Below are 13,920 nucleotides of genomic sequence, written 5' to 3'. Positions count from 1 at the left end.
TCCGCGTTCGGCAGGGCCGCGTCGARGATGGTCAGCGGSARGCGGTTGCTGTTCTCGTACGGCGTGATGCGTTCGAGGAGCAGTTCCGTGCCGACGCGGGCGACCGGGATGCCGTAGAAGGCGGCGGCGGTCATCAGTGCCGTCGAGAAGCAGCCGATGACGAGCTTCGGCTTCAGGAAGGCGAAGACGGTCTCGGCGAGGACGGGCTCGTTGAGGACCGTGAGGTTGACGCCGAGTTCCTTGGCGACCGCTTCCAGGGACTCGTTGAAGACCGCCGGCGCGCTCGGGTGCGGCTTGAACAGCACGTCCTGGTGACCGGCCCGGGCCGCGGCACGCAGGAAGCGGATGTGCAGCTGCTCCTCCTCGTCCTGGGTGATCAGGTCGATGGCCGAGAGGTACTGGCCGAGGAGGACGGCGGTGGGCGGGTTGTCGGCCGGGAGGCGCTCGGCGAGGATGCCGGCGCCGGACTCGCCGATCTGCGCCAGCACGTCGACGATCGCCTCGTTCGGAACGGCCTCGGGCTCGACGCCGTACTCCGCGAGGAGCATGGGCGTCAGGCCCGGCACCAGGTCCAGATGCAGGACGCGCTTGATGCGGCTGCTCATGCCGTGCGGGATGCGGTTGCGGGTGGGGCCGTAGCTCATCAGGCCGTCCGCGTACACATGGATCGGGCTGTCCGCGAAGATGTCCGCGACCGCGCGGGAGGGGTTGGCCTGGATCGACTCGCAGGCGATCTCGACGGGCTCGTCGCCCAGGTTCCAGGCGAGGCGTACGGCCTTCTCCCACAGCAGGGTGTCCTGGCCCCGGGGGGACCAGCCGGCCGGGTGGTGCGGGGAGATGAAGTCGTTCCAGGAGCGCACCTCGTCGAACTCGGGGGCCAGCTTCTCGAAGCCGGCCATCTTGTTCAGCGGGGTGCCGACCTCGGGGATGGCGGCGGTGTTGCTGACGACGAGTATGCGGCGAACGCCCTCGCGCGGCCCGAACTGGCCGGCACGGATGGCGGCGGTGACCGTCGCGGCCGCGTACTGCGTGGCCGAGAAGAACATCTGGATCATGCCGCCACTCCCTTCATGCCACCCCGTATCCGGCGCAGCATGTACACGCGCTCCTCGCCCATCCCGACGAGGGCCTCTTCCAGTTCGTCCTCCGACATCCTGCCCAGCGCCTCGGCGGCCATCTGCTTCAGCTTGGCAGCGATGCTGCGCTCGAACCGGCCGCGGCTGAGCAGCTGGTGCGCGATGACGACGCAGTAGTTGCGCAGCGCCTTCTTGCGCAGCTTGCCCACCTCGGGGTCGTCGGCGAGCTCGGCGAGGACCAGGTCGAAGGAGCGGAAGAAGTCCAGCTGGCGAACGTCACCGATCTGAGTGAGCGAGCTGGCCACGCCGCGGCGGTAGAAGACGCCGCGCAGACTGGCGACGGCGTAGGAGTCGGCCCTGCGGTGCAGGTCCCAGATCCAGGGGCGGTCCTCGGCGGTCTTCAGTCCGTCGTGGAAGCGCAGCATGCCCTTGTCGAGGAGGCGGCGGTGGTAGATGCCGGCCCAGGCGTAGGGGTAGTCGACCATGGTGGTGTCGTCGACCGGGAGGATCGAGGTGCGCGGGTCGAGGGGGGTGTGGCGGCGGCCCTCGGGGGCCCGGTGCACGGTCCGCTCGATGCCGGTGACCTGGACGTGGTCGGTGCGCACGAAGTCGACGTCGAACCGCTCGATGGCGTCCACGAGATCCGCGAGATAGCCCGGGGCGAGCCAGTCGTCACCGTCGAGGAAGGTGAGGTAGCGGGCCTCGGAGGCGTCGATGCCGGTGTTGCGCGCGGTGGCCAGTCCGCCGTTCTGCTCGTGCCGTATCACCCGGCTGTTCTTGAGTCTCTTCGTCAGCGTCAGCAACGCTTCGTACGTCTTGTCCTTGGTGGACCTGTCCTCGACGAAGATGAACTCGAAGTCGTCCCGTTCGTTGTTGACCAGGCTGGTCACGGTCTCGGGGACATACGACTCGATGTTGTAGCAAGGGACGATCACGGACAGTGTCGGGGGGCGGTTGGTCACGCGTACACCTGGGCTCTCTCCGGGGCGGATCCCTGCGACCGTAGGAGACGTTCGACGCCGGACATTGACCCCTTGGCAGCCATCAGGTGAACGAAAAGTAACGGCCCGACCTCCTTTTCCGCGAATCCCCAGCGAGGACTTACCCGCGGCCGGACGACTGGCCCTCACCGACCCCCGTACCGCGCCTCGATCCCGGCGATGACCAGCGCCAGGCCGTCCTCGAAGTGCCGGTCGTAATCGGTGAAGATCTCCGCGCCCGCCTGAGCCGACAGCGGAAAGTCGGCCATCAGGCGGGCGCGTTCGTCGATGTCGTAGCCCTCACGACGCATCCCCGGCTGCGGCACGACGCCCTGCTCCTCCGTGACGAAGCCGAGCGTGTAGAGGTACGTCGTCGAGGTCGCGCGGACCGCGTGCGCGAGGGAGAACCCCGCGGCCGTGAACACCCGCAGCGTGTCCTCCATCTGCTCGGCGTGCACGATGCCCGTGAAGCGTGAGCCGCTGAAGACCTTGGCCCCGTCGCGGTAGCCGAGCAGCGCCGCGCGCAGTCCGCGGTTGGCCTTCAGCAGCCGCTCCCGCCAGGTGTCGTCCGGGTCGAGGGGCGTCCCGGCGAGCATCCGGCGGTACATCTCGGTCGCCATCTCGTCGAGCAGGGCCTGCTTGTCCTTGAAGTGCCAGTACAGGGCCGGCGCCTTGACGTCCAACTCCTTGGCGATGGCCCGCAGGCTCAGGCCGTCCAGGCCGACCTCGTTCAGCAGTTCGAGGGCGGTGGCCGCGACGCGTCCGCGGTCGAGGGGCGCTCGTCGTTCCGTAGTCACGCTTGACAGCTTAACGGCGTTAAGGGCACTCTCGTGGTCGACAGCACTTAACAACGTTAAGGGGGAATGGCATGAACATGGATGTTATGTCCACGGACCCAGTGGATGTAGTGGATGTAGTGGACGTAGTGATCGTGGGCGCGGGGCCGACCGGACTGGCCCTCGGCATCGACCTCGCGCGGCGCGGCGTGGACGCGCTGGTCGTGGAGCGGGCCGAGGAGCTGTTCCCGGGCTCGCGCGGCAAGGGGATCCAGCCCCGCACGATGGAGGTCTTCGACGACCTGGGCGTGCTCGACCCGATCCGGGCGGCGGGCGGCAGCTACCCGGTCGGGATGCTCTGGCAGGACGGCGAGCGGGTCGGCGAGCACCGGATGTTCGACCCCGCCGAGGCGACGGAGGACTCTCCGTACGACGAGCCGTGGATGGTCCCGCAGTGGCGGACCCAGCGGATCCTCTTCGCGCGGCTGCGGGAGCTGGGCGGGAAGGTCGCCTTCGGCCGGAAGGTCGTCGGGGTCGCCCAGGACGAGGCCGGGGTGACGGTCCGCTTCGCGGCCGGCGAGAGCGTCCGCGCGCGGTACGTGGTCGCCGCCGACGGCGGCCGCTCGGCCGTGCGCCGGGCCCTGGGCATCGGTATGACCGGCGAGACTGTCGACCCGAACCCGACGCTGGTGGCGGACGTCAGGATCACCGGTCTGGACCGCGACAACTGGCACATCTTCCCGCCCCGCCCGGAGGGCGACGGCTTCCTCGCCATCTGCCCCCTCGCGGGCACGGAGGACTTCCAGGTCACGGCGCAGTTCACGGACGGCTCGCCGGTGGACCTCTCCCTGGAGGGTGTGCGCAAGGTCGTCGCCGCGCGCTCGCATCTGGCGCCCGAAGACGTGACCGAGGTGCGGTGGGCCTCGAACTTCCGGCCGCGGGCGGCGCTCGCGGACCGGTTCCGGGACGGGCGGGTGTTCCTCGCGGGGGACGCCGCGCACGTCCACTCACCGGCCGGCGGGCAGGGCCTCAACACCAGCGTGCAGGACGCCTACAACCTGGGATGGAAGCTGGGAGCGGTCCTGCGGGACGGGGCGGACGAGGCCCTGCTGGAGACCTACGAGGAGGAACGGCGGCCCATCGCGGCGGACATGCTCGGGCTGTCGACGAGCGTGCACCGCGGTGAGGTGCGGCGCGGGCAGGCGACGCGCCAGCTGGGCCTCGGGTACCGGGAGACGAGTCTGACGGCGGAGACTCGGCAGGCCCCGGGGGCGGTGCGGGCGGGCGACCGCGCACCGGACGGGACGCTGGGCGGCGTGCGGCTGTTCGACGCCTTCCGGGGACCGCACTGGACGCTGGTGGCGGTCGGCGTGCGGGCGCCGGAGCTGCCCGGGGCGGTCAGCGTGGTCCGCGGCGCGGCGCAGGAGTCGTACGGGACGGGCCTGTTCCTGGTACGGCCGGACGGCTATGTGGGCTGGGCGGGCGATACCGGCGACGGGCTGCCGCGGTACCTGGAGCGCACCGGCCTGTAGTCACGAACCGGCGAGGGACAGCTTCACCGCGAACCCGAGGAAGAGCGCTCCCGCCGCCGATGTCGCGCCCGCCGACAGGCGCTTGCGGCGCCGGAAGGCAGTCGCCAGCTTGGTGCCGCTGAATATCAGCGCCGTGAGGTACAGGAAGCTCGCCACCTGCGCGAAGGCCCCGAGGACGACGAACGACAGCGCCGGGTAGGCGTATCCGGGGTCGACGAACTGCACGAAGAAGGCGACGAAGAACAGGATCGCCTTGGGGTTGAGGAGACTGATGACGAAGGCGCGGCGGAAGGGCCGCTCGTCGGTGACGGCCTCCGGCGTCTCGGTGGGCGCCTTCTCCCGCCGGGTCCGCCACATCGCCCAGGCGGCCCGCAGCATGCCGATCGCCAGCCAGGTCAGGTAGCCGGCTCCGGCGTACTTCACGATTCCGAACAGCACGGCGTTCGCCTGGAGCAGCGAAGCGACTCCGGCGGCGGAGAGGGTCATCAGCACGGTGTCCCCGCACCACACTCCGGCCGCGGCGGTGTACCCGGACCGGATCCCGCGGCGGGCGGCAACGGACAGCACGTACAGCGAGTTGGGGCCGGGCAGCAGGACGATCAGGACGAGACCGGCCAGATAGGTGGGGAGATCGATGACACCGAGCATGAGAGGGAGTGTCGCACGGGGCTCTGACATTCCGCCCGGGCGTCTCAGATCCGGCAGATCAGGCGGGTCGGACGGGGCGGGCGGGTCGGGCCGGGGCAGGCCGGCCGATCGGGCCGGTCGGGCCGGTCGGGCCGGTCAGAAGGTGTCCGACGGGACGTACGTCCCCCAAACCTCGCGCAGCGCGCCGCACACCTCGCCCACGGTCGCCCGGGCCCGTAGCGCCTCCTTCATCGGGTACAGGACGTTGTCCTCGCCCTCGGCCGCCTTCTTCAGGGCGGTCAGGGCCGCGTCCACCGCCTGCCCGTCGCGCGCGGCGCGCAGGCTCGCCAGGCGTTCGGCCTGCTGGGCCTCGATGGCGGGGTCGACGCGAAGGGGCTCGTAGGGCTCCTCCTCGTCCAGCTGGAAGCGGTTGACGCCCACGACAACCCGCTCGCCGGAGTCGGTCTCCTGAGCGATCCGGTACGCGCTGTGCTCGATCTCGCTCTTCTGGAAGCCGTGCTCGATGGCCGCCACCGCGCCCCCGAGGTCCTCGACCCGCCGCATCAGCCCGACCGCCGCCGCCTCCAGGTCGTCCGTCATCCGCTCGATGACGTAGGAACCGGCGAACGGGTCGACCGTCGCCGTCACGTCCGTCTCGTAGGCCAGCACCTGCTGGGTGCGCAGGGCGAGTCGGGCCGACTTGTCCGTGGGCAGCGCGATGGCCTCGTCGAAGGAGTTCGTGTGCAGGGACTGGGTGCCGCCGAGGACCGCCGCGAGGCCCTGCACCGCGACCCGCACCAGGTTCACCTCCGGCTGCTGGGCCGTCAGCTGCACGCCGGCCGTCTGGGTGTGGAAGCGCAGCATCAGGGACTTGGGGTCCTGCGCGCCGAACTCCTCGCGCATCACCCGAGCCCAGATGCGGCGGGCGGCGCGGAACTTGGCGACCTCCTCCACGAGCGTCGTCCGGGCCACGAAGAAGAAGGACAGCCTGGGCGCGAAGTCGTCGACGTCCATGCCCGCCGCGAGAGCCGTGCGGACGTACTCGACGCCGTCGGCGAGCGTGAAGGCGATCTCCTGCGCGGGTGACGCGCCCGCCTCGGCCATGTGGTAGCCGGAGATCGAGATCGTGTTCCACTTCGGGATCTCGGCCCTGCAGTACCTGAAGATGTCGGCGATCAGCCGGAGGGAGGGCTTCGGCGGGAAGATGTACGTGCCGCGGGCGATGTACTCCTTCAGCACGTCGTTCTGGATCGTGCCGGTGAGCCGGTCGGCGCTCACGCCCTGCTCCTCGGCGACCAGCTGGTAGAGGAGCAGCAGCAGGGCCGCGGGCGCGTTGATCGTCATCGATGTCGACACCTGGTCCAGCGGGATCCCGCCGAACAGCACCCGCATGTCGTCGATCGAGTCGATGGCCACGCCCACCTTGCCGACCTCGCCGTGCGCGATCGGGGCGTCGGAGTCATGGCCCATCTGGGTGGGCAGGTCGAAGGCGACCGACAGGCCGGTCGTGCCGTGGGCGATGAGCTGCCGGTAGCGGGCGTTGGACTCCGTCGCCGTGCCGAATCCGGCGTACTGGCGCATCGTCCAGGGGCGGCCGGTGTACATGGTCGGGTACACGCCCCGGGTGAAGGGGTACGAGCCCGGCTCGCCCAGCTTCTGCGCCGGGTCCCAGCCGGTCAGCGCGCCCGGCCCGTACACCGGCTCGATGGGCAGTCCGGACTCCGACTCACGCGTCATGGTGTGTCCCTCCGCGTTGTGTCCCACTCCGTCTCCCACCATGCCCCGTAGTTCGCCGGGGGTCACCCGCGGGGAGCATCTCAGGGTGACGTCGAGCGGCCGGTCGGGGGGTCGCGCTGAGACACCGGGGGGCGGGATGCGTATCAGGGGCATGGCAAGGATGCGTACCGGGGATACGCGGAAGGTGCGAACCAGAGGTAGAGGCAGGGGCAGGTCCAGCGCGGTGCTCGCCGCGGGCGCCACACTTACCGTGCTGTGCGGCTGCACCGTGCAGGCCTCCGAAGGCGAACGGCACTCGCCGGTGCACATAGAGCTCCCGAGCGGGTCGCCGTCCTCGAAGTCGGCGAGGCCCGACGACAAGCCGCGCTCGACGACGGCACCCGCGGCGCCCGTCGTGCTGTGGGCGCGCGGCGACACGGGCCGTGACGTGCGCGAGCTCCAGGCGCGGCTGCGGCAGGTCGCCTGGCTCTTCGACGGGCCGACCGGGACCTACGACGACCTCACCGAGCAGGCGGTCAAGGGCTTCCAGGGCAAGCGCGGGCTGCCCGAGACGGGGCGGACCGACGAGGTGACCTGGGAGCGGCTGCTGGCGATGACGCGCGAACCCGGCATGTGGGACCTGTATCTGATGGGCGGTCAGCCGGCCGACGCGCCGGACGCGCGGTGTCTGACCGGCCGGGTGCTGTGCATCAGCAAGTCCAGCCGGACCCTGCGCTGGATGGTCGACGGGCGCACGGTGGTGGAGGTGTCGGTGCGGTTCGGCTCGCAGTACACGCCGACCCGGGAAGGTGAGTTCACCGTCTACTGGAAGTCACGGCACCATGTGTCGACGCTCTATGACTCCCCCATGCCGTACGCGATGTTCTTCAGCGGCGGCCAGGCGGTGCACTACTCGTCCGACTTCGCGGCCAGGGGTTACGCCGGAGCCTCGCACGGCTGTGTCAACGTGAGCGACGAGCCGGCCATCGCGCAGATGTTCGCCCAGGTGCGGAACGGCGACAAGGTCGTCGTCCACTGGTGAGGCGCGCAGACGGAGTGCGGATGTGGGGCGCGGGCGGGACCGGGGGAACGTGTCCCGCCCGCGCCGATGCACGAGCCGCAGGTACGGGGGGAACCCCGGCTCTGTGCTACGGCCGATGACCAGTCGGCTCACTCTCATCAGCGCCGTAGCGGCCGAAAACGTCACCCTCAGGCCGAAGTATTTTCCCGAAATCATAAAACCGCAGGTCAGAGGCTTGTGATGGAGAGGCGACGACGTGTGTCCTGCTCGGGGCGTCGTACGTCGCGCTCAGAGCGCGCTGGACGACCTGAGCGTGGGCGTGGACGCGACAAGGCGCAGCGTGGTGCGGTCCGGCAGGAGGCCGGTCAGGGTCGACGAGGTCCGCGCGGCGGCGTCCGAGTGCCGGCCGTCGCGGTCGCGGTGGCCACGGGAGTGGTCCTCGTCGTCGCTCCGGTCCCTGCCGTTCCGGTCGCCCTTGCCGTTGCCCTTCCCGTGGCCCTTGCCTCGGTCCTTGTCCTGGTCGTCGTCGCCCTTGCCCCGGCCCGTGTCGTTGCCGTCGCCCTCGCCGCCGTCGCGCTGGGACCGGGTGCTCTCGCCGGCGCCGGCGAGGACCTTCTTGCAGTACTTCCACACGCGGGCGCTGCTGCCCGCCGCGCCTTCGAGGGTGCGGCGGCGGTCCGGGGGCAGCGGTCTGCCGTCGCGTACGTCACGGCAGTAGGAGGTGACGGCCTGCCACCAGCTGCCGGGCTTCGCCCCGTCCTTCCCGTCCTTCGACGCGGAGTCGTGATCCGCGGCCGGGCCGCCGGGTGCCGCCGGGTCCTCGGGGGAGCCGGAGGCGGTGGGGTGTTCGGAGCCGCCGTCGGGCGTGGGCTCCTCGTCGCCACCGGTCTGCGGGGAGGGCGAGATGAGCGGGTGTTCCGGGGGTACGGGCGCGGAGACCGTGGCGGCCGGGCGACCCGGTTCGTTCCGGTCGAACAGCGTCGGCAGGACTCCGGTTCCGGCTGCGACCGTGATTCCGCCGACCATGCCGACGGCCAGCGCGGCGGCGAGACCGAGCCGTACGGGACGGGCCCAGCGGGGGCGGCGCAGGACACGGGCGGAGCCGCCGAGCTGCACGAGAGGGACGTCGGCGGTCTCGGGGGCGAACCGGCCGGGGCCGTCGCCGACGGTGGCGCCGGCCTCGCTCCGGCCCGCGCGCGCCGCACGGAACGCCGCCAACGCGGCGGCCTCTCCGGGGAGTTCCTCGCTGGTCAGCGGGGTTTCGACGGTCAGGGCCTCAAGCGTCTTGGCGAGGCGTTGGGCTTCGTCGCGGTCGGCCGCGTCGACAGCTTCGAGTGACTCTCCGCGCAGCAAACGCTCCGCCGTTTCGCGGTCCAGCCACCTGTACTGCTCGTCGGCCATCACACATCCTTCTGCGTCCGCGAACGCATATGCGTCACACTCGCCGACGTCACCGCACGGCCGCGCGCTTCTCGCTGGGGAGGCAGGGCGTCGAGCACCCCGGCCGATTCCGGATCGTCGCCGAGCAACTCGGCGAGCCGCTTCAGGCCCCGGTGCGCGGCGGTCCGTACGGCACCCGGACGCTTGCCGAGCGTCTCCGCGGCCGTCTTGGCGTCGAGCCCCACGACCACGCGCAGCACGACGGCCTCGGCCTGGTCCTGCGGCAGCCGCGCGATGAGGGAGAGGGTGCCGTCGGTGGCCAGGGCCTCGATGGCCTCGCCCGCGGTGTCGGACTCGCCGGCCTTCCCGGTCAGCTCCGTCTCGTCGCCGCCGATCGCGGGCCGGCGGCCGCGCATGCGTATGTGGTCGAGCGCGCGGTTACGGGCTATCCGGGCCGCCCAGCCGCGAAAGCGGTCCGCGTCCCCGCTGAACCGCTCCAGGTCACGCGCTATCTGCAGCCACGCTTCCGAGGCCACGTCCTCGGCGTCCGGGTCGCCGACCAGCGTCCGCACGTATCCGAGCAGCCGCGGGTGCACGGAGCGGTACACAGTCCGGAACGCGGTCTCGTCCCCGTCCTGTGCCGCAAGCACCGCGGCGGTCAGCTCCGCGTCGTCCCCCAGCACTACGTACCTCAATTGGTGGTTGCGGTTCCAAGACCGCAGGTCGTTGCGGTGGTCATACACCCACCGCGTCCGGCGCGAAAGGCACGTTACGGCCTGAAACCGCTGCCCGTCCATGTCCGTACAACATGCAACTACCCGAGAATCCTCGTTCTGTCCGCCCGGGTGTGACAGAAAACGCAGTCATGGCGCTGTAGAGAGTACGGGCCGCCGCGCGGCCCGTGCCGCGCGACGGCCGGGGCCTCTCCTGTGGGGGGTGGCGGCCCCGGCCGTTGCCTCGGTGCGCATCCGGGGCCCGGTCTCGCGAGCCTGAGCCGCAGGTCGAAGCCGCGGGTCTTCAGCAGGTCATCGCCCGGCCGGGGAACGCCGTTGGCCCCCGCCCCTGGACCCGGGACCTGGGCCCCCCGAGTCAGTCCTTCTTCTCGGCGTTCTTGCCGGAATTCGCGTTCTCGCTCTCGCTCTCACTGCTGTCCTGGCCGTTGCCGGTGGCGCCGCCACCGTTGGCCTTCTTGGTCGGCTCGGCCTTCTTCGTCGGCTCGGCCTTCTCGGTCGGCTCGGCCTTCTTCGTGGGCCCGCTCTTCGCCGCCGCCAGCTGCTCGGCGCAGTACGCGGCCACCTTGTCCACGCCGCCGGCCGCCGTGAGGAACCGCTGCCAGGACGTCGAGTCCAGGGCCTTGCCGCTGTCCTTGACCTGGTCGTAGGCGCGGCACTTGGCCTCGGTGTCCTGGGCGGTGCCCGGATGGCCGGGCTTTGCGGAGGCGGCGCCGGACGCCAGCGACGGGTCGGGAGCGCTGCTGGCCGGGGTGGGCCTGCCCTTGTCCTCGGCGGAGTCGTCCGAGAAGCCGGACGTGCCGATCGCGGCGAACGCCGCCCCGCCGAGGGTGAGGCTAGCGACGAACACGGAGAGCATGGTCTTCAGCGACAGCGCCAGTCGCCGCTGCTCGCGCGGCCGCCAGTCGTCGCGGCGCCGGGTGCGCGCGCGGTGCGCCCCGGCGTCCCGGGCGGCCCGGAAGGCCGCCACCGCCCGCTGCTCGCCCTCGACGTCCAGGCGGTGTCCGCGCAGTACGGCGGCGGAGAGCAGCGCCTCCAGCGCCTCGTCGTCGAGCACCGCGTTCGCCCCGAGTGCAGGACCTGAGCCCTGCCCGGACGCATGACCGGTGGCGTGGCCCGAGCCGTGACCGGAAGGGACGCCGCCAGGGTGCACACGCCGACGGCCGGGGGCCCCACCGCCGCTCTGCTGTTCACCCATGTCCGTCTACCGTCCCTGTCCGACTTCCTCGATCGACCTACGGGGTGTGCGTGTCGCACACGTCCCGCCTGGCCCATATGGCTCTCAGGCCCATGCAGTCGCGATGACCCATGTGGCCTACGTAATCAATGTGACAGCTGTGACTTACGAGTCCGTAGAGCCTGTACGTACGTCAGGCCCCGTACGACTCACGCGCCCGTTCGTCGACCGGTCAACGACGGCAGTCCGGCAGGGCAGTCACCCTGCCGCCGTCGTCACCCTCACTGTTCATTTCGATTCCCCCAGCGTCCGGGGGCCGTCATCCGTCACACCTTGGACGCCCAGCTGCTTGGCCAGACGCTTCAGCCCCCGGTACGCGGCCGTGCGCACCGCACCCGGGCGCTTGCCGAGCACGCGCGCGGCGGCCGGGGCGTCGAGGCCGACGATCACCCGCAGCAGCACGGCCTCGGCCTGGTCCCGCGGCAGCCCGCTGACCAGCTCCAGGGCCTGCTCCGTGGAGATCGACTCCACCGCCTGGTCGTACGTGCTGTGCGGGCCGGGCAGGTCCAGTACGTCCTGTTCCAACGCCGACGACCGGGGTCGTACCTTCTGCCGGCGCAGATGGTCCAGCGCCCGGTGCCGGGCGATCGTCGCGGTCCAGCCCCGGAACCCGGTCCCGTCGCCCTTGAAGCGGCCGAGGTCCCGGGCGATCTCCAGCCAGGCGTCGGACGCCACGTCCTCCGCGTCGTCCCCGACCAGCCCGCGCAAGAACCCGAGCAGTGCGGGCTGCACCAGCCGGTACGCGACCGCGAACGCGGCCTCGTCACCCTCCTGGGCTCGCGCCACGGCCGCGCCCAATTCCCCGTCGTGCGCGCGCACGCGGCGGGGTTCCCCTCCCTGGCCCAAGAACTGTCCTCGTCCGTACCGGTTCGTGGCGGATCCACACCTCGCGGCGCGGCCACCCTTGCCCACGTCCCTCCACGGTCATCAGCGCCCGAGCTCACAGAAGTGTCACAGGGCCCGCCCGGAAGCGGCCGCCCTACAACCCTCGCGACCGGTCGCGAGTCAGAAACGCCGTGATGAGGCAGGGGCCTTCGCACATTCATGTCACAGGGATGGCATACGATGCCGCCCGCGCCCCCCATAAAGATCACTTAAGAGGATGTACACGTCATGGCAATCGCTGCCCCTTATCGTTCTCTTCGCGGCATATCAGCCGTCGTCGCTCTGCTCGCGATCGGCGCGGTGGGGTGTTCGGAGGTCTCGGACGCCGTCGACGGCGCCAAGGACGGCGCGAAGAAGGTGGCTCGCCAGCGCTCGGTGTACTCGCTGGACATCGGGGACTGCTACAACCCGAACAGCAAGGGCGAGGGCACCGCCTACACCGTCGAGATCGTGCCGTGCGCCGAGGCGCACGCCGGTCAGGTCGCCGGTGAGTTCTCGATCACCGAGGAGAAGGCGTACCCCGGCGACGACGCGATCTCGGCGATCGCCGACAAGCGGTGCCCGGTCGAGGCGGGGAAGTTCGCCCCGGACACCTGGGCGCTCCCCAAGGGCGTCGCGATCTTCTACTACACCCCCACCAAGGAGAGCTGGGCGACGGGTGACCGCGCCGTGAGCTGCACCTACACCAAGGAGTCGGGCACCTTCACCGGCGAGCTGAACCCCGACGCGAAGTCGTTGAAGGCGGAGCAGACCACCTTCCTGAAGGGTTCGAACGGCGTCTACGAGGCGCTGTGGACGACCCAGCCCGAGAAGGACACCGTCGAGGAGGACCTGCCCGGCTACAAGGCGCAGGCCAAGGCCGTCGCGGCCGCCCTCGACGCGCACGTCAAGGGCCTGGACGGCATCGAGGGCGCGGAGGTCGGCAAGCTCCGCGCGCAGCTGAAGAAGACGGCCGCGCACTGGACGAAGGCCGCGCAGGCCGCCGACGCCGACGCGTTCTACATCGCCTACGACTCGGCCTTCACCGGCATCGACCCGAACAAGACGGTCGCCGCCCGCAAGGAGCTGGGCCTGGCCACCACCGTCCCGGCCGACGACGCCGAGGTCTGGGCGAGCTGACGCTCCCCTCAGCAGCGGGGCCGGGTCCGTCAAGGACCTGGCCCCGCTTGTTTGTTGACAGTAAGTGACGTTCTTCGTACGGACTCGTCCGCGAGTGACAATTCCCGCCGTCTGTGCGCTGCCTGTATGTGCCACCTGTGTGACAGGTGATGCGCTCGTGACCATTTACTAGGGGTGGGACAGTTGAGTCCTCGCAGGACCCATGCGTACAAACCGCTCAGCCTCAAGAGACGTGCGTGGCTGACGGTGGGAGCCGTCGTACTGAGCGGCGCCGGTGTCGTGACGTACGCCATCGCGGACCCGTCCGCGCCGGCCGGCACCAAGCGGGAGAGCCGTGCACCGGCCATCCACACGCTCAAGCTCAAGGACCGCGGCTCGGGCCGCAAGGGTCTGCCCAAGCAGGACACCGACCGCTTCAGCGCGGTGGTGCTGACCTGGACCGACCCCGAGGCGAAGGCCAAGGGCACGCCCGAGGTGCGCACCCGGGACCTGGAGACCGGCGAGTGGTCCGGCTGGCAGAAGGTCACGGTCGAACCGAACCAGGCGGACGGCGAGGAGGGCGCGCGGGCGGCCCTGCGCGGCGGCACCGAGTCGGTGTGGACCGGCGACGCCGACGGCATCGAGGTGCGCGTCGTGAGCGCGGACGGCACCGAGCTCGGCGGCCAGCCCGCCGGCATGGACGTCAAGCTGCTCGACCCGGGCACGGACCCGAAGGGCGCGATACGCCCGGCCGCCTTCGCCGCGGAGGAGACCACGGCACCGGCGACGGACACCCCCGTGCCGACGGACCCGGTCACGCCCACGGAGACGGCCACACCGACCGACCCCCCGGCGCCCACG

12 protein-coding genes and 1 pseudogene are annotated in these 13,920 nt (G+C 70.9%); 4 read left to right on the top strand and 9 right to left on the bottom strand.

Annotated elements, in window-relative coordinates; translation table 11 throughout:
- The 3 genes from EAO75_RS02140 to EAO75_RS02130 all read right to left on the bottom strand — a co-directional run.
- The coding region (locus EAO75_RS02140) for an alpha-2,8-polysialyltransferase family protein (protein ID WP_147994234.1) at positions 1-1,055 on the bottom strand (1,055 nt) is incomplete at its 3' end.
- Positions 1,052-2,038 carry a glycosyltransferase family 2 protein gene (locus EAO75_RS02135; protein ID WP_147993306.1) on the bottom strand — a complete coding sequence of 329 codons (987 nt, stop codon included), beginning with the start codon at positions 2,036-2,038 and terminating at the stop codon, positions 1,052-1,054. The genes EAO75_RS02135 and EAO75_RS02140, both read right to left, overlap by 4 nt.
- 164 nt (positions 2,039-2,202) lie before the next feature.
- Positions 2,203-2,853: a TetR/AcrR family transcriptional regulator gene (locus tag EAO75_RS02130; RefSeq protein ID WP_147993305.1), complete on the bottom strand. Its 651-nt coding sequence runs from the start codon at positions 2,851-2,853 to the stop codon at positions 2,203-2,205.
- An 86-nt stretch (positions 2,854-2,939) separates the two neighbouring features.
- On the opposite strand from EAO75_RS02130, the gene EAO75_RS02125 reads away from it, so the two are divergent.
- Positions 2,940-4,364 carry an FAD-dependent oxidoreductase gene (locus tag EAO75_RS02125; RefSeq protein WP_187284270.1) on the top strand — a complete coding sequence of 475 codons (1,425 nt, stop codon included), beginning with the start codon at positions 2,940-2,942 and terminating at the stop codon, positions 4,362-4,364.
- On the opposite strand, the gene leuE is transcribed toward EAO75_RS02125, so the two are convergent.
- Positions 4,365-5,012: a leucine efflux protein LeuE gene (gene leuE, locus EAO75_RS02120; protein WP_147993304.1), complete on the bottom strand. Its 648-nt coding sequence runs from the start codon at positions 5,010-5,012 to the stop codon at positions 4,365-4,367.
- Positions 5,013-5,147: 135 nt separating this feature from the next.
- Positions 5,148-6,728, bottom strand: coding sequence for a methylmalonyl-CoA mutase (locus EAO75_RS02115; RefSeq protein WP_147993303.1), 1,581 nt, complete (start codon positions 6,726-6,728; stop codon positions 5,148-5,150).
- A gap of 160 nt (positions 6,729-6,888) precedes the next feature.
- On the opposite strand from EAO75_RS02115, the gene EAO75_RS02110 reads away from it, so the two are divergent.
- Positions 6,889-7,749: a L,D-transpeptidase family protein gene (locus EAO75_RS02110; protein WP_147993302.1), complete on the top strand. Its 861-nt coding sequence runs from the start codon at positions 6,889-6,891 to the stop codon at positions 7,747-7,749.
- Positions 7,750-8,016: 267 nt separating this feature from the next.
- Here the strand turns inward: EAO75_RS02110 and EAO75_RS02105 are convergent, their stop codons facing one another.
- The 4 genes from EAO75_RS02105 to EAO75_RS02090 all read right to left on the bottom strand — a co-directional run bounded on the left by EAO75_RS02105 (position 8,017) and on the right by EAO75_RS02090 (position 11,922).
- Positions 8,017-9,129, bottom strand: a complete 1,113-nt coding sequence (locus tag EAO75_RS02105) for a hypothetical protein (RefSeq protein ID WP_147993301.1) — start codon at positions 9,127-9,129, stop codon at positions 8,017-8,019.
- Positions 9,129-9,791 (bottom strand): RNA polymerase sigma factor, encoded by a 663-nt coding sequence (locus EAO75_RS02100; RefSeq protein ID WP_147993300.1) that lies wholly within the window; start codon positions 9,789-9,791, stop codon positions 9,129-9,131. Before EAO75_RS02100 ends, EAO75_RS02105 begins: the two co-directional genes overlap by 1 nt.
- A gap of 406 nt (positions 9,792-10,197) precedes the next feature.
- Positions 10,198-10,896 carry a hypothetical protein gene (locus EAO75_RS02095; protein WP_147993299.1) on the bottom strand — a complete coding sequence of 233 codons (699 nt, stop codon included), beginning with the start codon at positions 10,894-10,896 and terminating at the stop codon, positions 10,198-10,200.
- A 408-nt stretch (positions 10,897-11,304) separates the two neighbouring features.
- A complete protein-coding gene (locus EAO75_RS02090) occupies positions 11,305-11,922 on the bottom strand; it encodes an RNA polymerase sigma factor (RefSeq protein ID WP_147993298.1) in 618 nt (205 codons plus the stop codon).
- A 267-nt stretch (positions 11,923-12,189) separates the two neighbouring features.
- Between EAO75_RS02090 and EAO75_RS02085 the strand changes: the two genes are divergently transcribed.
- The gene (locus EAO75_RS02085; RefSeq protein ID WP_147993297.1) at positions 12,190-13,080 is read left to right on the top strand and encodes a septum formation family protein; all 891 of its coding nucleotides are present in this window, start codon (positions 12,190-12,192) and stop codon (positions 13,078-13,080) included.
- Positions 13,081-13,263: 183 nt separating this feature from the next.
- Positions 13,264-13,920 (top strand): annotated as a pseudogene (locus EAO75_RS02080) (hypothetical protein); the annotation flags it as partial.

The organism is Streptomyces sp. UW30 (genome assembly GCF_008042075.1).
GTDB lineage: Bacteria > Actinomycetota > Actinomycetes > Streptomycetales > Streptomycetaceae > Streptomyces.
This window is presented reverse-complemented; position numbering and strand designations above follow the sequence as displayed.

Coding starts and splice junctions, on each gene's coding strand:
- EAO75_RS02125 (WP_187284270.1), top strand. CDS start 2,940: ATGTCCACGGACCCAGTGGATGTAGTGGATGTAGTGGACGTAGTGATC.
- EAO75_RS02110 (WP_147993302.1), top strand. CDS start 6,889: ATGCGTACCGGGGATACGCGGAAGGTGCGAACCAGAGGTAGAGGCAGG.
- EAO75_RS02105 (WP_147993301.1), bottom strand. CDS start 9,129: ATGGCCGACGAGCAGTACAGGTGGCTGGACCGCGAAACGGCGGAGCGT.
- EAO75_RS02115 (WP_147993303.1), bottom strand. CDS start 6,728: ATGACGCGTGAGTCGGAGTCCGGACTGCCCATCGAGCCGGTGTACGGG.
- EAO75_RS02085 (WP_147993297.1), top strand. CDS start 12,190: ATGGCAATCGCTGCCCCTTATCGTTCTCTTCGCGGCATATCAGCCGTC.
- leuE (WP_147993304.1), bottom strand. CDS start 5,012: ATGCTCGGTGTCATCGATCTCCCCACCTATCTGGCCGGTCTCGTCCTG.